Below are 18,615 nucleotides of genomic sequence, written 5' to 3'. Positions count from 1 at the left end.
TTAGACCAATGCGTACTGATCCACGGTGATCATAGAGGGTATTCATGAAGCAAGTTTTATCAAAAATTTTAGTGACAAGTGGCGTGGCCATGGGCCTGGTCATGAGCGCATCCAGTTTTGCCGCCAAGCCTGATGTCAAAGCCGGAGAGGAACTGTATGCCAATGGCGACATGTCTCGCGGGATTCTGGCCTGTGTGGCCTGTCATGGTGTTGCCGGTAACAGCATGATCCCCATGTATCCAAGCCTGGCCGGTATGCCTTATGAGTATATCGTCAACCAGCTCAAGAACTTCCAGACTCCGGAAGGGGCCAAGAGCAGTAACCGTACCGATGCACAAGGCAATCCAACCATGATGGATCCTACGGTTGCTCAAATGACACCGCAAGACATGCAGAACCTGGCTATTTATATTAGCCAGCAATCCCTGACCCAACCCGCAACGGCTAAACTGGGTGCAGACTTGGATGTTGTTCAGCGTGGCCGTGAAATCTGGCGTGCCGGTATTCCCGATCGTAACGTTCCTGCCTGTGCTTCCTGCCACGGTGCGACCGGCAAAGGCATGCCTTCGGCGTTCCCTGCCTTGTCTGGCCAGCACCCCGAATACCTCGAGGCCCAGCTGCTGGCCTTTGCAGACGGTTATCGTAAAAATGGCGGTACTGAAAACATGATGGGCGAAATCGCCAACCGCATGAACCGCGCAGACATGAAAGCGGTTGCCGATTACGCGGCAGGTATCCGTTAATTTGTTTAATTGTTACTCCCGACACATACGGGGGAACTTTTTCAGATAGCGTTATCTAAATAGGGAGTCCGTACGTCGGTACTCCCTATTTTCTTATAATTTAATAATTCACAATGGCAAAACATACCCACCGCAGAAGCTGGACTGCTGATTTTCTTGAATTGATGGGCTCCATGCGCTTTGCGGTGAGCCTGCTCTCGTTTATTTGTGTTGCCAGTATTATTGGCACGGTGTTGCCGCAAAACCAGACCGAGCTTCAATATACTGATCAATTCGGTACTTTCTGGTATACCGTTTTCAGTAAATTCGGTGTGTCGCAAATTTATAATACCTGGTGGTTCCTGGTTATTATGGGTTTTCTGGTGGTTTCCACCTCGGTTTGCCTGCTTCGCAATACGCCTAAAATGGTCAAGGACATGCGTTCCTTCCGTGAGTATATCCGTGAAGGCAGTTTGCGGGCGTTTCCCCATAAACTCAGTGTAGAAGTTGGTGTTGACCAGGAAACCGCTGTGGGCATGTCCCAGTCATGGCTAAAAAAAGAAGGTTACCGCTACCGTGAAAAAGTTTCGGAAAATGGCGTTTTGCTGGCCGCTAAAAAAGGCAGTACCAACCGGTTGGGCTATATTTTTGCCCACGTTGCGATTGTCGTGATTTGTATTGGCGGCCTGCTTGACAGTGAATTGCCCAATCGCCTGCAAATCTGGTTTGGCAGCAAAGCGCCCATTTCCGCCACCGCGAAATATATTTCTGATGTGCCCGAAGAAGCTCGCTTTTTTTCCTCTAACCCCAGTTTTAGGGGTAACGTGTCCATTTCCGAAGGTGGCAACTCCAGTTACGCCCTGCTGGGATTGGGGGGCGAGCAATTCCTGCAGGTTTTGCCATTTGATATCAAGCTGAACAAGTTCATTATTGAATACTATGAAACCAATGGCATGCCCAAGCGCTTTGCCAGTGATGTGACTATTACCGATCTTGAAACCAAAGAAGTGGAAAACCGCATTATCGAGGTAAATCATCCTTTTTCCAAAGATGGTATTACGCTTTACCAGTCCAGTTTTCATGACGGTGGTTCTAAGCTGCTGCTGACCGGTTACCCTGTAAGCGGGCAGGCAACCGATACCTTTGAATTGAATATGGCCGTGGCGGGTACTTCACAATTAACCACCACGCTTAACGGAGAAAACAAAGAGTACCGGGTAACGATTGATGATTTCAAGCCCATTAACGTAGAAAACCTGAATGCCGGCACCTTGCAGCCCAAAAGTTTTGAAGAGCAGATCCTGGCAGTGACCGGCAGTGCGGCCGGCAAAGACCGTGAAGTACAAAACGTGGGGCCCAGCGTGGCCTATACCCTAAGTGATGACAATAACCAGTCGGTTAAATATAACAATTATATGTTGCCCATGGTGCTGGATGATTCGCTGGTTTTTCTGGCAGGTATCCAGTTGCCTGGCGAAAGCATGTTCCGTTATGTGCGCATGCCTGCCGATGATAAAGGCACTCTTAACGAGTTCATGGCCATGCGGGCGGCTTTGGAAAACCCAGGCATGAGGAGCCAGGCAGCCCGTGCGTTTGCTGAAAAATCCAGGGATGAGCGTTTCAATGCTGAGATGATTACGCCCTTGGCCGAACAGGCCCTTGGCATATTTGCCAAAGGCGGCTTCATGGGCATAGACCAATACGTTGACGGCGTCAACGTTCCGGAAGCGGAACGGATTCCCGAAGATTTGCGTGAACCAATGAAAAAAGTCCTGCGTGATTACCTGCTTTTCAGTGCTGTTGAATTGCGTAATCTGGTACGCACCGAAGCAGGTCTTGAATCCATTTCATTCAGCAGTCGTGAAGAGGCTGAAAACCAGGCACGCTGGTTTGATTTGTCGCTGCGGGCCCTGTCCGATTTAAGCGTTTATCCGGCGCCTGTCATGCTGCAGATCAAAAATTTTGAGCATATCCAGGCCAGTGTTCTGCAAGCAACCCGTTCTCCGGGTAAAAGCTCTGTCTACCTGGGCTCACTATTCCTGATTATCGGTGTTTTCACCATGTTTTATATTCGTGACCGTCGCATCTGGATGTGGATTAAGCCGGGTGAGACAGAAAATAGCAGTAAAATTATGTCAGCAATGACTTCACAGAAAAGAACGCTGGACTTCAATCGTGAATTCGAACGATTCAGGCATGACTTTTCAGATTTGGCTAAAAAGTAGGAATTGAATATGTCCAATACCTTGGTGCAAGCTTCTCCGGGAACACCTCCATCGGCGAAGTGGGAAGAACAAATCTCAGAAACTGGTGATAATCGTGTCTTGCGCGGCAAGCCCGACTGGACCGACCTGGTTTTCTTTCTGGTTCTGGTGGCTGGGGCAGTATATGCCATCGTGACTTATCCCAATGAAATGGATATTTACGAGAAATATATCCTGGCCGGTTCCACCATTTTCGTCACCTGGATCGGTTGGCTGTGGCGTCCTTTACGGGTGCTCATGATTGCCTGTGGCGTGGCGGCATTGCTGGCCATTGGACTGTATGATGGCAACCTGGCGCAGGCTGATAACCAGTTCCTGCTTAAATATCTGTTGTCTTCACAGTCGGCCATTTTATGGATGTGTGCCCTGTTTTTTATGGCAACGGTAGTGTACTGGCTGGGTTATATCAGTCCAACTGCGGCCTGGATGGGTACCGCTTTCACCTGGGCAGGTGTATTTTTCGGGTTTACCGGCCTGCTGGTTCGCTGGCGCGAAGGCCATCTTATTGCCCCCGATATGGGGCATATTCCGGTCAGTAACCTGTATGAAGTTTTCGTTTTGTTCTGCCTGATTACCGCCGTTTTCTACCTGTATTATGAAAAACGCTATAACACGAGGGCGTTGGGCGGTTTCGTCCTGCTGGTTATCTCTGCAGCGGTTATTTTCCTGCTTTGGTACACGTTTGAACGTGATGCAGCGGTGATTACGCCGTTAAATAACGCTTTGCGCAGCTGGTGGATGAAACTGCACGTGCCGGCCAACTTTATTGGCTATGGCACCTTTGCGCTGGCGGCAATGGTTGGTTTTGCCTATCTGGTCAAGCAGCATGGTGAAACCGTTTCCTGGAAACCCCTGGTGCCGCTGTTGATAATTGGCGGTGCCATGGTGTCAGAGCCGTTTATTTTCAGTGACAAAGAAAATTTCGGGTTCTGGATTCTGTATTTCGGTATTGGCGTGATTATTGTGGCTTGCATTTTGCTGGCACGAAAAACCATTGCCAGCAAATTACCACCGCTAGAGATCCTTGATGACATCATGTACCGGGCCATTTCGGTAGGATTCGCGTTCTTTACCGTAGCCACTGTATTGGGGGCGCTGTGGGCCGCTGATGCCTGGGGTACTTACTGGCAGTGGGACCCCAAAGAAACCTGGGCCTTTATTGTATGGCTGAACTATGCGGCCTGGTTGCACCTGCGCCTCATGAAAGGCATGCGTGGTACGGTGGCCGCTTACTGGGCACTGGCTGGTCTTATTATTACCAGTTTTGCTTTCCTGGGGGTTAACATATTCCTGTCAGGATTGCATTCTTACGGTGAACTTTAACATTCTCTGAACGCTGGGGCTTTTTCGCTTGAGCGGGCAAAACCGGCACCCAATGCAAAGCGGATTGTTGGGGGTAAAAAAAACGGTGGCCAACTATAGTTGGCCACCGTTTTTTGTTGTTTGAGCAATGAGCAAAATGCTCAAACCCGGTTTTTCTATGCTGTATTCTTTTTGGCCGCTTGCTGTGCTTGAGGATGCAAACGTCCACCGGCCAATATAAAGTTTTCATCAACCACACCACTGGGCAAGCTGGCATGGGTCACAATAATAACGGTGCGGTCTTGGGCTACCTGCTGCAGGTTGCTAAACCAGGCGTCGGCGGTGGCCTTGTCAAGCCCAGAGGTGGGTTCATCAAGTAACCAGACGCTTGCTCTGGACAGTAAAATACGGGCCAGACACAAACGGCGAATTTGGCCGGTAGACAGGGTATTGCCCCCTTCGCCTACCCAGGCATCAAGGCCGCCAATTTGTTCAATATGATTGGCTAAATGAACTTGCTGCAGGACTTCCCATAAACGCTCGTCAGAGGCTTGCGGGTCGGCCAGTAAGAGATTGTGGCGAATAGTGCCCATAAATACGGGTGAGTGTTGTGACAGCAGGGCCATGCGCTGGTAAAGCAATGGGCTGTTGACCGCAGTTAAATTTACGCTGCCATAAGTAATGGTGCCAGACGATAATGGCTGTACCTGCATGATGGCCATTAATAGGGTGGTTTTACCTGTGCCACTTAAGCCGCGAATGGCAATACGCTGGCCTTGGTCAACACAAAGGTCAAGCCCGTTTAAAACCGGCTGGTTTTCATAGGCGACACACACGTCTTGCAAGTGTAATGGCCCGGTTGCAGGAAGAATGGCGGTTGGCTGGGCCTGTACGGCCTTTGCCTGCGTGTTGGCTGCTGGGCCAATGGTAAGGTCTTGAATACGCTGGGCAGCGGCTTGCACGGCCCCCAGGCCTGCCGCGCCACGCATGATGGGCGATAAAATTTCAAACAGGCCCATGGTTCCCAGCAATAGCCCCACCCATACCGGGGCGGACAATTCCTGTTGCGCCTGAGCATTGGCACCTAGCCATAAAAGCGCCAGCACCAGTGCGCCCATTAAGAATTGCTGGATGAGCGCACCGAAACTGCCTGCCTGCGTGACCCGTTGTTGTGCCTTTGCTAAACGCAGGCCAGCCTGGTCAAACTGTTGTTGTGCCAGGTGTGACACGCCAAACACCAGCAGGTCGGTATGGGCGGCAATAGCCTCATGGGCCAGGGCCCGCAACTCGGCATTGGCGGCCTGTACTTCGAGCCCCGCCGCAGCGGTTTTACGGGCCAGCAAATAGGGCAGCACACCGGCTGCCAGGCATAATACAACAAGCAGGATCCAGCCCATCAAAGGTAACGCAGCACCCATTAGCAGGCTGAAAAAAGTCCCCGCGATGACGGCTGTAAAAACCGGGGTGATAATTAGTAAAAAGAAAGTGTCCAGCCGTTCTATGTCGTTAATTAAACGGGCCAGTAAATCGCCGTCACGGTATTGTGCCAATTGGGCCGGTTTGAAGGCGGCCAGTCGGGCAAAACTGCCGGTGCGGATTTCGGCCTGCAAGTCTAGCGTGACCATATGACCGCAGACCCGTTCGGCATAACGGGAGGCGATGCGCCACATGGACAACCCGCGCACCAGTGCCGAAGGGACGAACAGGTTAAAGACCAGGCTTGAACCGGCCAGAAAGGCGCCAGTTAAAAACCAGCCGGATACGGTTAGCAGGCCCACCCCGGCAAAGACGGTTGATAAAGCCAGGAACAGGGCCAGAATGCTTAGGCGCCAATGTTGTTTAATCCAGGGTCCGGCTAACTGCCACCACAATTTCACGCTTTTTCCTTGGTAATGATTTTTTGATCTTGAATGTGCCAGACCTGGCCAATGCGTTGTGCCATTTCTTCATCGTGGGTGGCCACTAACAAGGCACGGCCCCGGGCAAAACGTAAAATGGCGTGAATAACCGCATCGCGGGTTTGCCCGTCGAGATAGGCGGTGGGTTCGTCTAGCATAATGAGTGCCGGATCAGTTAAAAACAGCCTGGCCAGCGCCAGCCGGTGTGCCTGTCCGCCAGATACGCCATGCCCGCGTGTACCCAGTACGGTATCCAGTCCTTGTGCCAGGCCGGCTACAAAACTGGCCGCCTGCGCCTGTTCAAGGGCAGACCATAGCTGTTGTTCGGTGGCCTGGGGGTTGACGGCCAATAAAAACTGCCGGATGCTGCCAAGGTTGATAAAGGGCTGCTGCCCAATTAATACGTATTCATTTTCGGCAAAATAATGCACCAGCTGCCCGCTGGCATAGGGCCGCAGGCCGGCCAGGGTTTCCAGCAAAGAGGTTTTGCCAATGCCGCTTTCGCCCATTAAGGCGACGGGCTGGTTGACTTGCAAGGTAAAATTGGCGGGCAATAAAATATCCCGCCCTTGTGGGGTTTGCAGGGCAAACTGCCGTGCCTGCAATACAAGCCCGCTAGTATTACGGGCCTGACGCTGGATAAGGGGTGATTGTGTGATGGCTGGCAGGGTCGTGTCGTGATGTGAGGGCAATTGTTCATATAACTGATGCAATCCCTGCGCCGCTGCTTTGGCGGTGGCCCGGTCATGGTAGCTGGCCGCCATCTGGCGCAGCGGAATATATACTTCGGGAGCTAGCAACAGGCAGAACAGACCCTGATGCAGGGTATTGCCTGAAAAATGGGCACCCAGCATGCCTAAATAACTTAAGCCGATATAAATGGCCACACCGGCCACGCCCAGGGCAGCAAACAGCTCAAGGACTGCTGAAGAAAGGAAAGCAATACGCAATACTTTCATGGTGGTGGCGCTTAGGCTTTTGCTGGCAGAATGGACGGCATTGACTTCGTCCTGGGTGCGACCCATTAACGCCAGCGTGAACAGGCCGCGAATCCGGTCGGCAAAAACACCTGATAGACGGCTTAAGACCTGCTGGTGCTTTTGGTTGGCGGCCTCGGCACGTATGCCAATTAATGCCATAAACAAGGGGATTAAAGGGGCACTGATTAAAAACAGCAGTGTCACAATCCAGTCGATGGGAAGAATAACGATGGCAAATGCCAAAGGCAAAAAAACCGCGGAAATGGTCGCGGGTAGAAAGCGCTGCAAATAGCCATCAAGTGCCTGTACCTGGTCGAGGATGGCGGTGGTTAGGGCACCGGCTGGTGTTTGTTTGCTCCAGGCGGGGCCCCGGGCCAGCAATTGCGCAAAAAACTGTTGACGCAATTGCTGCTTGATTTGTTCGGAAGCCCGGGAAGCGGCCATTTCGCCAGACCAGACAATAGAGGCCCGCAAGGCAATAAGCAGGCCAATCAGCAACATTTGCTCCCATAATTGCGTGGGAGCAACCGATAAACGAATAGCCTGGTCGAGGGTTTTTGCCAGAACCCAGGCCTGGAACACCAGGACCCCCCCTGCAATAAGTGGAGCGCCAATGGCCCACATCATGCCAAGTGGTGCCATTTTCCAGAGATTGAATAACCAGTGACTCTGGATAGCGGCTTCTGTTTTAGAGGGGGTTTCCGGTGACATCGTTAATTCAACACTATTTGCTTGTTGCGGATTTGGCATTCTTTTCTATTGTACGCAATTCAAACCACATTGCGTTCAGGATGGAAAAAGCACATGCCAGGCCTAAACCTAAAACCCATGAAAAATACCACATGATAGTGACTCCTTAGTAAGCATGAGGGGCATCGTTAACCGTTTCAGGGGTTACTTTGCCGCGCATGACACGAAATACCCAAGAGGTATAAGCAATGATTAATGGCAGGAAGACGATGGTCACCAGCAGCATAACCCATAAAGTCAGATGACTTGCCGAGGCATCGTAAATGGTTAAGCTGGAAGAGGGATCCAGGGATGAAGGCAACAGGAATGGATAGGTGGAAAAGCCAAAGGTAAAGATAATGGCTGCAATGCTTAATGAAGACATTAGCACAGCCAGTAATGGCTTGCGTTTGACCAGCAATATGGCCAATGCCGTGACGGCAATGCCTACGGCAGGTGTAATCCAGGCCAAAGGTGTTACGCTGTAAACACTCATCCAGGCACCTGCTTCAACGTTAACAGACTTGCCCATTGCCAATGGGTTGGAGACATCGTTTGCGGTCAGCTGGCTTGCATCCATCAAGTAGCCGGAAATCCCGGTTGTAATCCATACACCGGCAATTACAAACAGCGCAATTACTGCAAGCCCAGACCAGACCGCCCAGCGTTGTGCCGCCTGCGCGATACGAGCATCTGTTTTCCAGCTTAATACGGTTGTGCCTTGCAGCAGCAACATGGCAATGCTAAGTAAACCGCATAGCAGGGCAAACGGATGGAACAGGCCAAAAAAGCTGCCTTCATAAATGGGACGCAAGGTGTCGGGATCGAAACGGAAAGGAACGCCCAGCATGACATTGCCAATGGCCACGCCAAATACCAATGCCGCAACCAGACCGGTTAAACACCAGGTAATATCCCAGTTTTTACGCCATTTTTCTGATTCGAGTTTACTGCGGTATTTAATGGCCACCGGACGTAGGATAAGTGCGACCAGTAACAGCATCATAGCCAGATAAAAGCCCGAGAAGGACATGGCATAGAGCAGGGGCCAAGCCGCAAAAATAACCCCGCCGGCGGTGATCAGCCAGACCTGGTTACCCTCCCAGGTTGGGCCGATGACATTGTAAAGAACACGGCGTTCGGCATCGGTTTTGGTAACCAGGGGTAATAGCATGGCCACTCCAAGGTCTGCCCCGTCCATGATGGCAAATGCAATTAACAGTACCCCCAATAGCAGCCACCAGATATGGCGCATGGTGTCATAATCAAACAGAATGATTGATTCCATTGTCCTACTCCTTATTTCGCAGTAAGTGCACTGGCAGCAAAATCATTTGCGTCAGGCTGGTTGTCTTCGTCAGGACCCTTATTGACCGTGTGCCACATCATTTTGGTGCCCAGTACCGCCAATGCGCTGTAAAGCACAAAGAAGATAAGCATACTAATGATCAGGTCGGTAACACTAAGCCCGGATGCCGCATAGAAAGTGGGTAATACCCCTTCAATAATCCAGGGTTGGCGACCAAACTCGGCCACGAACCAGCCACATTCAATGGCAATCAGGGGTAATGGAATCGTGAAGACCGCCAGTTTCAGAAAGCGTGGAGATTGGATGAGGCGGTCTTTGGTGGACAGGTAAAAGGCGGCAATAAAGAAAGCAATAAAGTAAAAACCCAGGGCAACCATGATGCGGAATGTCCAGAACAGCGGCGCAACCTGCGGTACCGTATCCCATGCAGCCTGGTCAATGTGCGCGGGCGTGGCGGAATCAAGGTCTTCTACATAACGTTTGAGCAACAGGGCATAGCCCAGGTCTTTCCAGTTGGCTTCAAAAACAGCCTGTGCCTGTGCGTCTTCTTTGTTGGCACGCAGTATTTGCAAGGCGTTATAGGCTTCAACACCATGGGCAATACGAATTTTTGCCCTGTCTACCAGATCATTGATGCCCAGCAAGGGGGTGGTTAGCGAGCGGGTGCCAATAATGCCCATAGCCCATGGAATTTCAATGGCAAACTCGTTACGGCGTTCTTCCTGGTTAGGCAGGGCAATCAGATTGAAATTGGCAGGCGCGGGCTCTGTTTCCCACATGGATTCCATGGCGGCCAGTTTCATTTGCTGGTGCTCGGTGCTTAAGTAACCACTTTCATCGCCCAGGACGACCACTGACAGGGAACCGGCCAGGCCAAAACTGGCGGCAATTACCATGGAGCGGCGGGCAATTTCAAGATGGCGGCCACGTAACACATACCAGGCACTGATGCCCAGCACGAAAACAGAAGCCAATACATAACCTGAACTGACGGTATGCACGAATTTTGCCTGTGCCACCGGGTTAAGCACGACTTCGGCAAAATCGGTCATTTCCATGCGCATGGTTTGCGGATTAAAGTAGGCACCTACCGGGTTTTGCATCCAGCCATTGGCGATTAAGATCCACAAGGCAGAAAAATTGGCCCCAATGGCCACCAGCCAGGTAACAATGAGGTGGGCCGTTTTGGATAAACGGTCCCAGCCAAAGAAGAACAAACCGATAAAGGTGGCTTCCATAAAAAATGCCATGAGCCCTTCGATGGCTAATGGCGCTCCAAAAATATCACCCACATAATGACTGTAGTAAGACCAGTTCATGCCGAACTGGAATTCCATCACGACACCGGTGGCCACCCCTACGGCAAAGTTAATGCCAAAAAGCTTGCCCCAGAACATGGTCATGCGACGCCAGATGTCTTTGCCAGTCATGACATAGACGCTTTCCATGATGGCCAGCAAAAAGGCAAAGCCTAATGTTAGAGGTACGAAAATAAAGTGAAACATGGCTGTCAGCGCAAATTGCAGGCGCGACAGGGTGACGACATCCAGATCTATCATGTTGATTCTCCAGAGTTGAGAGGCAGGGTTATGATATGAATCACATTCAGAAATATTAATACTTTGTAAGTTATATGACAATGTATAGAATTAATTATAACTTACTTTTGGTAATAAGTTGTTTTGAATATATCAAGCAATCTGAATGTTTAAATGCTGTGATATTAAAAAGACAGCATGAAGCATTAATATATATTAGCAAAACAATATTAATAATAGGTGTCGGGATGTTGCTGTGGGCAGGCTGCTGATCAGGGCCCGAAAGGCCTTGATCGGGTGAGGGGATGCTGAAAAGAAAATGCCCCCGGTGAAGGGGGCATGAAAGGTCAAAGAATGGCTTGCCATAAAACCTGATTCAGGGGTTTCAGGGCAGGAGCTGCTCGCCTTCAAACAGGTCTTCCAGTTTTTCGCGCTGGCGAATAATATGGAAGTGTTCGCCATTTACCATGACTTCTGCCGCACGCGGACGAGTGTTGTATTGGCTTGACATGACAAAGCCATAAGCACCCGCTGATTCAAGTGCCAGAATGTCGTCCTGCTGCAGGGCGATGGTACGCTGTTTGGCCAGCCAGTCGGCACTTTCACAAACAGGACCTACAATATCGTAGGTGTCAGGGGTTTGCGCTCGTGGCTTGACGGCCAGCAACCCATGGTAGGCGTCATAAAGTGCCGGGCGCATCAGGTCGGTCATGGCGGCATCAATAATGGCAAAATTGCGGGCTTCGGCATGCTTGAGGTACTGGACCCGCGTTAGCAGGATACCCGCATTGCCAATTAATGAACGGCCCGGTTCAAGGATTAGCTGTAAATGGGCATAGCCGCGTTGCGCCAGTTTTTCGTAAACGGGTTCTAGCAGCTCTTTGGGATCAAGCGGTATTTCGTCGGTGTAGCGGATGCCAAGGCCACCGCCAATGTCCAGGTGTTCAACCTTGATTCCCTGCAGGCCAAGCAGGTCAAGCAGATCCAGGGTTTTGTCAAGGGCATCAAGATAGGGGTTGACCTGGGTAATTTGTGAGCCGATATGGCTGTCGATACCTACGATTTTAAGGCCGGGCAGGGAATTGGCTTTTTGGTAGGCGGCCGGTGCGGTGGAAATGTCGATTCCGAATTTATTTTCTTTCATACCGGTTGAAATGTACGGGTGAGTCTTGGCATCGACATCGGGGTTCACACGTAAAGAAACCGGTGCTATTTTGCCCAGTCGCGTGGCCACTTCAGAAATGCGTTCAAGCTCGGCGACTGACTCTACGTTGAAGCATTTGATGCCAGCTTCAAGGGCGGCGTCGATTTCCCAATCCTGTTTGCCTACACCCGAAAAAACGACCTTGGCGGCTTGTCCGCCTGCTTTCAGGACACGGGCCAGCTCGCCACCGGAAACAATATCAAACCCGCTGCCCAATTTAGCAAATTCGTTCAGGACGGCCAGATTGGAGTTGGCCTTCATGCCATAGCAAACCAGGGTGTTACGGCTGCCAATGGCATTTTGGTAGGATTGCCAGGCTGCCTTGAGTGCAGCCAGGGAGTATACATACAGGGGGGTGCCCAGTTCCCGGGCCAGGGTTTCCAGGCAAACACCTTCGGCGTACAGGGTGTTGTTTTGATAATGAAAAAAAGGTGAGCCGGCGGGGATGGGTAAGAGTTGGGATGGTGTGGTCATTGCGAATTGATAATCAGAATTAACGGGGGATGAAAAACGGGATGATTATTGGGCGTTGCTGGTTTTGGGTTCCTGCTTTTGGGCACGGGCCTGCTCCTTTTCTTTTTGGGCCGTTGCCCTGGCGGCTTCCTTGCGGGCCTTTATCCTTTGTTCGCGTGCTTCTATTTGCTGTAATTGTTCTTGGGTAGGATAATATAGAGGTGCCTTGTATCCGCAGGCGGAAAGACCCAAGCTTAAGCCAAGCAGGGATGCAATTGAAAGACTGCGGTGTAATTTTGTTAACGCAGGCAATTTACGACTCCAAAAAATTTTTTATAGAATTGATATTATGACTGAATCAGAATTTCTTGCACGAGCAGACGATATTTTAGACAAGATTCAGGCCCAGGCTGATGGCTGGTTCGAACATCTGGATATTGATGTTGACGCGAACCGCAGTGGCCAGGTGCTTACGCTTGTATTTGACAGTACCCGGCATGTGGTTATTAATAGCCAGGCACCTTTGCAGGAAATGTGGGTGGCGGCGCCTAGCGGTGCGTTCCATTATCGTTTTGACGGCCAAATATGGCAAGATACCCGTGGTGGTACAGACCTGGCGACCAATGTTGCCACTTTGTGTTCTGACATTGCCGGGCAGAAATTAACCGTTACCCTGTAAGATGAACAAGGCCGTGGCGGGGTAGATGTCAATTTTTCACGCCAGAGGCTTTATGGTATTCCTGGACGCTTGTGTTTTACCGTGCCATCAAAAAACGCTCATTTCATATTTTTGAAAATGAGCGTTTTTTGTTTTGTTAGAAGCGGATGGGTGGTCCACCCAGGGGATTGAAGGACTCGATGAGCTTGCCAATTGCATCACCGCTACCCTGTGCGGCCGGTTTGGCGGCACCGGCTTCTTCAGCACCTGGGACATACCCACTGCCGCCCACGCCCAGGTTGGCAATGGCCTGCCCAGTGGGGAATTCGGAGTAGTAAAAGTTATTGCCCGCTTTAGTCAGGCCATTGGGTAGGGGGCCCTGTTTGGTAACGGGTATGGAAGGCAGCACCTTGGCCATGTAATCAAGCCAGATGGGCATGGCAGCGCCACCGCCGGTTTCTCGGTCTCCCAGGGAACGGGGCTGGTCGAAACCAAGCCAGGCAATACCTACCATTTTGGGTGTATAGCCGGCAAACCAGGCATCGAAAGATTGGTTGGTCGTACCGGTTTTACCGCCAATGTCCGGGCGTTTAAGCGTAGCCTGGGTTCTGGCTGCCGTACCATTGCGGGCTACCCCCCGCAACAGGTCATCCATAATGTAAGCCGTGCGCGGGTCAATCGCGCGGTTGGCCTCATTACCTGCCTTAATGGGTTGGGATTTCATTAAGACAGTGCCGTTGGGGTCGGTGACGTAATCAATAATGTAGGGATTCACGCGATAGCCGCCATTGGCAAATACGGCATAGGCGCTGGCCATTTGCAGTGGCGTCACGCTACCGGCCCCCAGTGCCATGGTTAGATAGGCGCCTTTTGGGGGGTGTCGGGCGGGGTCAAAGCCGAAACGGCTGATGAACTCCATGCCAAAATCGGGGCCGACGGCCTCGAGAATACGGATGGAAATCATGTTTTTGGACCGGTACAGACCCTGACGCAAGGTTTGGCTATGCGTGTAGCTGTTACCGTAGTTTTTGGGTGTCCAGGGCTTGCTGCCGGTTTTGGCCGCGCTTAGGTAAAACGGCTGGTCTGAAATATTGGTTTCAGGGGTTAAACCGCGTTCAAGACCTGCGGCATAAATGAACGGCTTGAAGGTTGAGCCTGGTTGACGCCATGCCTGGGTAACCCGGTTGAAGTCACCCCGGTTGAAATCAAATCCGCCAATCATGGCTTTGATGGCGCCATCGGTGGGATCAAGGGCAACAAAGGCCCCTTCGACTTCGGGCATATTGATAATGGTCCAGCTGTCTTTGATTTTTTGCAGGTAAATGACTGAGCCTCGCATAATATGCCGCTTGGAACTGGGTTTGGCCACCAAAGCACGCTTTGCATTGTTAAGGGAAGCACCGGTTAGCTCGACAGGCTGGCCGGCATCACGAATGGCAACCACTTTGTTTGGGCTGGCTGAAAGCACCAGATACGTGTACAGGTTATTGCTGTCTGGATAGTCGTTCCTGACCTTCTCCAGGAAGTTTTCCATTTTTTCCTGGTTTTGTTCAAGTCCTGCGGGTAATTCAAGCTGGGCGGCCGGACCAGGATAGGGTTTGCGGCGGGTGTAAGTAAGGATCCCGTCACGAACAGCCTGATAGGCGGCTTCCTGGTCTTTGGCGTTGACGGTGGTATATACATTCAGGCCACGACCGTAAACGTTATCTTTGTAGATGTTGTACATCAGTTGGCGGGCAAGCTCGGAAACATACTGGCCATGCAGGGCAAACTGGTTTTCTGGCGTACTGTTGTCACGGGACTTGACCTGGATTTTTTCATTCATGGCGGCATCGTACTGCGCCTGGCTGATGTAGTTCAGTTTTAGCATGCGCCCCAAAACATAGTGCTGGCGCTCGATGGCGCGTTTCAGGTTAGTTTTGGGGTTAAAACGCGATGGTGCCTTGGGCACGCCGGCCAGAATGGCGGCTTGTGCAATGCTGATTTGCGACAGCGGAATGCCAAAATAAGTTCGGGCGGCGGCAGAAAAACCGTATGCGCGATGGCCCAGATAAATCTGGTTGAGATAAAGTTCGAGAATTTGCTCTTTGGTGAGGGTGTCTTCTATTTTATAGGTGAGTAAAAGCTCATAAAACTTGCGAATAAACGACTTTTCGGAAGACAGGTAGAAGTTGCGGGCCACCTGCATGGTTATGGTACTGGCGCCCTGGGCTTTTGCGCCCGAGGTGATATTGGCCAATACCGCCCGGCCGACACCCGACCAGTCAACCCCGTTATGATGGTAGAAATTGTCGTCTTCGGCAGCTATAACCGCCAATTTCATGGCATCGGGAATTTCATTGAAACGCATGACATTGCGTCTTTCTTCGCCATACTCGGCAAGCAGGACTTTGTCTTCGGAATAAATGCGTAGCGGGATACGTGGCCGGTAATCGGTCATGGCCTGAAGATCGGGCAGGTTTGGCCAGGTAAGGCCAATAGCCATTGCCACCAGCAAGGCGCCACAAAGCCCGATGCCTGCGCAAAATACGATGGATTTCATGATAAACCGTCCCAGCCATGAGCCGGAAGACGATTTCTCTTTTTTAGGTGCGGTAGTTTTACTCATTACACGGGATTTTAAAGCTTTGTGGGTAGAATTTCCTGAAAAACTCATGGGTTTCTGTAACTGAATTGTGCAGTTTAGCGCTCATCACCCAGGTTGCAAGTGATAATATGCAAAACTGTGCAAAATAAGTCTCAAATTACCGACATTATTAAAGATATGAGTGAAATAATACATGATACTGTTCCAGTCGGGTTGTCCACCAGACAGCCGGTGTTTTTGGTGGGCATGATGGGAGCAGGTAAAACAACAATAGGGCGGGCGCTGGCCCGAACCATGAATCGGGATTTTCTGGATCTTGATCATGAAATTGTCGGGCGGTGTGGGGTTAGCATTCCTGTCATTTTCGACATCGAGGGCGAAGAAGGGTTCCGTAACCGGGAGAAAATGGTACTTGAAGAGGTGGCCCAGATTGACGGAATCGTGCTGGCCACAGGGGGGGGCGCCGTGTTAAGGGAAGAAAACAGGGCACTTTTACGGCGTCAGGGGATCGTGATTTACCTGAAGGCCAGTGTCGATGAACTCTATCGCCGGGTCGCCAAAGACCGCAACCGGCCTTTGCTGGCAACGCCCGACCCTAAAGCCCGGATTGCCGAATTGCTGGCACAACGTGAAACGCTCTATGAAAGCGTTGCCGACATCACCATTGAAACGGGTTCGGGCTCCATCTCGTCGGTGGTAAAGTCCATTCATAATTTGTTGCAAAAAAATCAGGAGTAAAGCATGAGTATCGTTAATGTCAACACAGAAGGAGGCACTTATCCCATTCATATTGCCCCCAATTTATTGCAACAGGTGGGGACGTCCATTCCCCCTGATGCCACTTCAGTGGTTCTAATTACCAATCCCACCGTGTTTGGCCTATATGGAAAAACGGTTTTGCATTCACTGGAAGTTAGTGGCAAAAAAATCAGCATATTCGAGGTGCCCGACGGAGAAGCCTACAAGACCCTGGACACCCTTAATAGCATTTATACCTGGCTGCTTGAGCAGCGTCTGGACCGCCGTGCCGTGATTGTGGCGCTGGGTGGCGGCGTTATCGGGGATATGTGCGGTTTTGCCGCAGCAACCTATATGCGGGGTATCCGTTTCATCCAGGTGCCCACTACCTTGCTGGCGCAGGTTGATTCCTCGGTGGGGGGCAAGACTGCCGTCAATCACCCAATGGGCAAGAACATGATTGGCGCTTTTTACCAGCCAATCGCGGTTGATATTGATACTTCTGTGCTGGCCACCTTGCCCGCGCGCGAAATTGCGGCGGGCCTGGCTGAAGTAATCAAATACGGCCTCATTCTGGATGCCGCCTTTTTTGAATGGTGCGAACAAAACGTGGCCAGCCTTAAAGCACTGGAGCCCGAAGCTATTGGCTATGCCGTCCAGCGTTCCTGCGAGCTCAAGGCCTATGTGGTTTCCGAAGATGAAAAGGAAACCGGCATGCGGGCTATCCTGAACCTGGGTCATACTTTTGGGCATGCCATCGAGGCCGGCCTGGGTTTTGGCACCTGGCTGCACGGAGAAGCCGTGGGTTGTGGCATGGTGCAGGCGGCCGAGCTGTCAGCGCGGGTTTGCGGTTTTCCACAGGAAGAGGTAGAAAGGGTCAGGGCATTGGTGGCGGCCATTGGTTGCCCGGTTACTGCACCTGATCTGGGCGCCGACAAATGGATCGAACTGATGCAAATCGATAAAAAGGCGGAAGGTGGGAAAATCAAATTCATTGTCATGCCAGGCATCGGCCAGGCCAAAAGCCAAACGGTGCCGCGGGAAGACTTGATACTGGTTTTAAAGAAAACAACACAGGAAGGGTAAATAAACATGACAACGCTGGCACCTTATGCAACCAAACCCGAAGATACCCGTGGCAGGCTCCACCGGGAAACTGAAGATCCAAGTCGCAATCCGTTTCAGCGTGACCGGGACCGGATTATTCACTGTTCCGCTTTTCGGCGACTTGAATACAAAACCCAGGTTTTTGTCAATCATGAAGGCGATCTGTTCCGGACCCGCCTTACCCATAGTCTTGAAGTGGCCCAGATTGCGCGGGCCCTGGCCAGGACATTACGCCTGAACGAAGATCTGGTGGAGGCCATTTCCCTGGCCCATGACCTGGGACATACCCCTTTTGGTCATGCCGGGCAGGATGCCCTGAATGCCTGCATGCGTGAAAAAATACCGCAAGCAGGCGGCTTTGAGCATAACCTGCAAAGCCTGCGGGTGGTTGATGAGCTTGAAGAGCGTTATGCCTCATTTAACGGGCTGAACCTGAGCTTTGAAACCCGGGAAGGCATTCTCAAACATTGTTCCCTTTCTCATGCTCATAGCCTTGGAGAGGTGGCCCGACGCTTTATTGAGCGCAAACAACCTGGCCTTGAAGCGCAACTGGCCAATCTGGCAGATGAAATTGCCTATAACAACCATGATGTTGATGACGGGCTTCGGTCAGGTTTGATAACAATTGATCAATTGTTATCGGTAGAGTTGTTTGCAAATCATTATCAAAATGTTTGTGGTTTATATCAAAATGTTTCAGAAAAAAGGCTAATTTCAGAAACAATCAGACGTATAATAAACACATTGATTGTTGATCTTTCACAAAATACGGCACTTAATATCAAAACTTTTCAGATTAAAACCCTAGAAGATGTATATAATGCACCCATGCTCGTTGCATTTTCAGACCCCATCAGAAAGCAGGCAAACGAACTTAAACGGTTCCTTATGGAAAACCTTTACCGGCATTACAAAGTCATGCGCATGTCGGGTAAAGCAAAGCGTATTATCACTGATTTATATAGTGCTTTTCTGGAAGATCCCCGTTTGTTGCCCCAAGATTATCGTGTATCAGATGAACTTAAGCAGGCGCGTTCCATTGCCGATTATATTGCCGGAATGACAGATCGATATGCAATTAAAGAGCATAAAAGATTGTTTTTGATTTAGTGGTTTTTATTTTAAT

The 18,615-nt window shown here is 50.9% G+C and carries 15 protein-coding genes; 7 read left to right on the top strand and 8 right to left on the bottom strand.

Annotated elements, in window-relative coordinates; genetic code table 11:
* The first annotated feature begins 44 nt into the window (after positions 1 to 44).
* The 3 genes from JHL22_RS09145 (at position 45) to ccsB (ending at position 4,309) form a co-directional block, all read left to right on the top strand.
* The gene (locus tag JHL22_RS09145) at positions 45 to 743 is read left to right on the top strand and encodes a c-type cytochrome (protein WP_200236232.1); all 699 of its coding nucleotides are present in this window, start codon (positions 45 to 47) and stop codon (positions 741 to 743) included.
* 113 nt (positions 744 to 856) lie between these two features.
* A complete protein-coding gene (locus tag JHL22_RS09140) occupies positions 857 to 2,947 on the top strand; it encodes a cytochrome c biogenesis protein ResB (RefSeq protein ID WP_234041217.1) in 2,091 nt (696 codons plus the stop codon).
* A 9-nt stretch (positions 2,948 to 2,956) separates the two neighbouring features.
* A complete protein-coding gene (gene ccsB / locus JHL22_RS09135) occupies positions 2,957 to 4,309 on the top strand; it encodes a c-type cytochrome biogenesis protein CcsB (protein WP_200236229.1) in 1,353 nt (450 codons plus the stop codon).
* 155 nt (positions 4,310 to 4,464) lie between these two features.
* Here the strand turns inward: ccsB and cydC are convergent, their stop codons facing one another.
* From cydC to lptM, 7 genes are all read right to left on the bottom strand, one after another.
* A complete protein-coding gene (gene cydC / locus JHL22_RS09130) occupies positions 4,465 to 6,165 on the bottom strand; it encodes a thiol reductant ABC exporter subunit CydC (RefSeq protein WP_200236225.1) in 1,701 nt (566 codons plus the stop codon).
* A complete protein-coding gene (gene cydD, locus JHL22_RS09125; protein WP_200236222.1) occupies positions 6,162 to 7,877 on the bottom strand; it encodes a thiol reductant ABC exporter subunit CydD in 1,716 nt (571 codons plus the stop codon). The genes cydC and cydD overlap by 4 nt, the downstream gene beginning before the upstream one ends.
* Before the next feature lie 13 nt (positions 7,878 to 7,890).
* Positions 7,891 to 8,010, bottom strand: a complete 120-nt coding sequence (cydX, locus tag JHL22_RS09120) for a cytochrome bd-I oxidase subunit CydX (protein WP_200236219.1) — start codon at positions 8,008 to 8,010, stop codon at positions 7,891 to 7,893.
* A 12-nt stretch (positions 8,011 to 8,022) separates the two neighbouring features.
* Positions 8,023 to 9,183, bottom strand: a complete 1,161-nt coding sequence (gene cydB / locus JHL22_RS09115) for a cytochrome d ubiquinol oxidase subunit II (RefSeq protein ID WP_200236216.1) — start codon at positions 9,181 to 9,183, stop codon at positions 8,023 to 8,025.
* 11 nt (positions 9,184 to 9,194) lie between these two features.
* Positions 9,195 to 10,763 carry a cytochrome ubiquinol oxidase subunit I gene (locus tag JHL22_RS09110; protein WP_200236213.1) on the bottom strand — a complete coding sequence of 523 codons (1,569 nt, stop codon included), beginning with the start codon at positions 10,761 to 10,763 and terminating at the stop codon, positions 9,195 to 9,197.
* A 364-nt stretch (positions 10,764 to 11,127) separates the two neighbouring features.
* A complete protein-coding gene (gene lysA / locus JHL22_RS09105) occupies positions 11,128 to 12,420 on the bottom strand; it encodes a diaminopimelate decarboxylase (RefSeq protein WP_200236210.1) in 1,293 nt (430 codons plus the stop codon).
* Between the two features lie 45 nt (positions 12,421 to 12,465).
* Positions 12,466 to 12,711 carry an LPS translocon maturation chaperone LptM gene (gene lptM, locus JHL22_RS09100; RefSeq protein WP_200236208.1) on the bottom strand — a complete coding sequence of 82 codons (246 nt, stop codon included), beginning with the start codon at positions 12,709 to 12,711 and terminating at the stop codon, positions 12,466 to 12,468.
* 37 nt (positions 12,712 to 12,748) lie between these two features.
* On the opposite strand from lptM, the gene cyaY reads away from it, so the two are divergent.
* On the top strand, positions 12,749 to 13,078 hold the full coding sequence (gene cyaY, locus JHL22_RS09095) for an iron donor protein CyaY (RefSeq protein ID WP_200236206.1): 330 nt from the start codon (positions 12,749 to 12,751) through the stop codon (positions 13,076 to 13,078).
* 136 nt (positions 13,079 to 13,214) lie between these two features.
* On the opposite strand, the gene JHL22_RS09090 is transcribed toward cyaY, so the two are convergent.
* The gene (locus JHL22_RS09090) at positions 13,215 to 15,665 is read right to left on the bottom strand and encodes a penicillin-binding protein 1A (RefSeq protein WP_200236204.1); all 2,451 of its coding nucleotides are present in this window, start codon (positions 15,663 to 15,665) and stop codon (positions 13,215 to 13,217) included.
* A 156-nt stretch (positions 15,666 to 15,821) separates the two neighbouring features.
* On the opposite strand from JHL22_RS09090, the gene JHL22_RS09085 reads away from it, so the two are divergent.
* From JHL22_RS09085 to JHL22_RS09075, 3 genes are read left to right on the top strand one after another with little or no spacing between them, the layout of a single operon-like run.
* Complete coding sequence (locus tag JHL22_RS09085; RefSeq protein ID WP_200236202.1) at positions 15,822 to 16,382, top strand: shikimate kinase; 561 nt, start codon at positions 15,822 to 15,824, stop codon at positions 16,380 to 16,382.
* Between the two features lie 3 nt (positions 16,383 to 16,385).
* Positions 16,386 to 17,468: a 3-dehydroquinate synthase gene (gene aroB / locus JHL22_RS09080; protein ID WP_200236200.1), complete on the top strand. Its 1,083-nt coding sequence runs from the start codon at positions 16,386 to 16,388 to the stop codon at positions 17,466 to 17,468.
* A gap of 6 nt (positions 17,469 to 17,474) precedes the next feature.
* Positions 17,475 to 18,599, top strand: coding sequence for a deoxyguanosinetriphosphate triphosphohydrolase (locus tag JHL22_RS09075; protein ID WP_200236198.1), 1,125 nt, complete (start codon positions 17,475 to 17,477; stop codon positions 18,597 to 18,599).
* Positions 18,600 to 18,615: the final 16 nt, after the last annotated feature.

This window comes from Advenella mandrilli, from assembly GCF_016595155.1.
GTDB classification, from domain to species: domain Bacteria; phylum Pseudomonadota; class Gammaproteobacteria; order Burkholderiales; family Burkholderiaceae_B; genus Advenella; species Advenella mandrilli.
Note: the sequence above shows the minus strand (reverse complement) of the source record. Positions and strands in the feature narration are given on the sequence as shown.

Excerpts from the sequence above, each read along its gene's own strand:
- JHL22_RS09090 (WP_200236204.1), bottom strand. The coding sequence starts at position 15,665 with ATGAGTAAAACTACCGCACCTAAAAAAGAGAAATCGTCTTCCGGCTCA.
- aroB (WP_200236200.1), top strand. The coding sequence starts at position 16,386 with ATGAGTATCGTTAATGTCAACACAGAAGGAGGCACTTATCCCATTCAT.
- JHL22_RS09140 (WP_234041217.1), top strand. The coding sequence starts at position 857 with ATGGCAAAACATACCCACCGCAGAAGCTGGACTGCTGATTTTCTTGAA.
- lysA (WP_200236210.1), bottom strand. The coding sequence starts at position 12,420 with ATGACCACACCATCCCAACTCTTACCCATCCCCGCCGGCTCACCTTTT.
- JHL22_RS09085 (WP_200236202.1), top strand. The coding sequence starts at position 15,822 with ATGAGTGAAATAATACATGATACTGTTCCAGTCGGGTTGTCCACCAGA.
- JHL22_RS09110 (WP_200236213.1), bottom strand. The coding sequence starts at position 10,763 with ATGATAGATCTGGATGTCGTCACCCTGTCGCGCCTGCAATTTGCGCTG.
- cydX (WP_200236219.1), bottom strand. The coding sequence starts at position 8,010 with ATGTGGTATTTTTCATGGGTTTTAGGTTTAGGCCTGGCATGTGCTTTT.
- JHL22_RS09145 (WP_200236232.1), top strand. The coding sequence starts at position 45 with ATGAAGCAAGTTTTATCAAAAATTTTAGTGACAAGTGGCGTGGCCATG.
- JHL22_RS09075 (WP_200236198.1), top strand. The coding sequence starts at position 17,475 with ATGACAACGCTGGCACCTTATGCAACCAAACCCGAAGATACCCGTGGC.
- ccsB (WP_200236229.1), top strand. The coding sequence starts at position 2,957 with ATGTCCAATACCTTGGTGCAAGCTTCTCCGGGAACACCTCCATCGGCG.
- cydB (WP_200236216.1), bottom strand. The coding sequence starts at position 9,183 with ATGGAATCAATCATTCTGTTTGATTATGACACCATGCGCCATATCTGG.
- cydD (WP_200236222.1), bottom strand. The coding sequence starts at position 7,877 with ATGTCACCGGAAACCCCCTCTAAAACAGAAGCCGCTATCCAGAGTCAC.
- cyaY (WP_200236206.1), top strand. The coding sequence starts at position 12,749 with ATGACTGAATCAGAATTTCTTGCACGAGCAGACGATATTTTAGACAAG.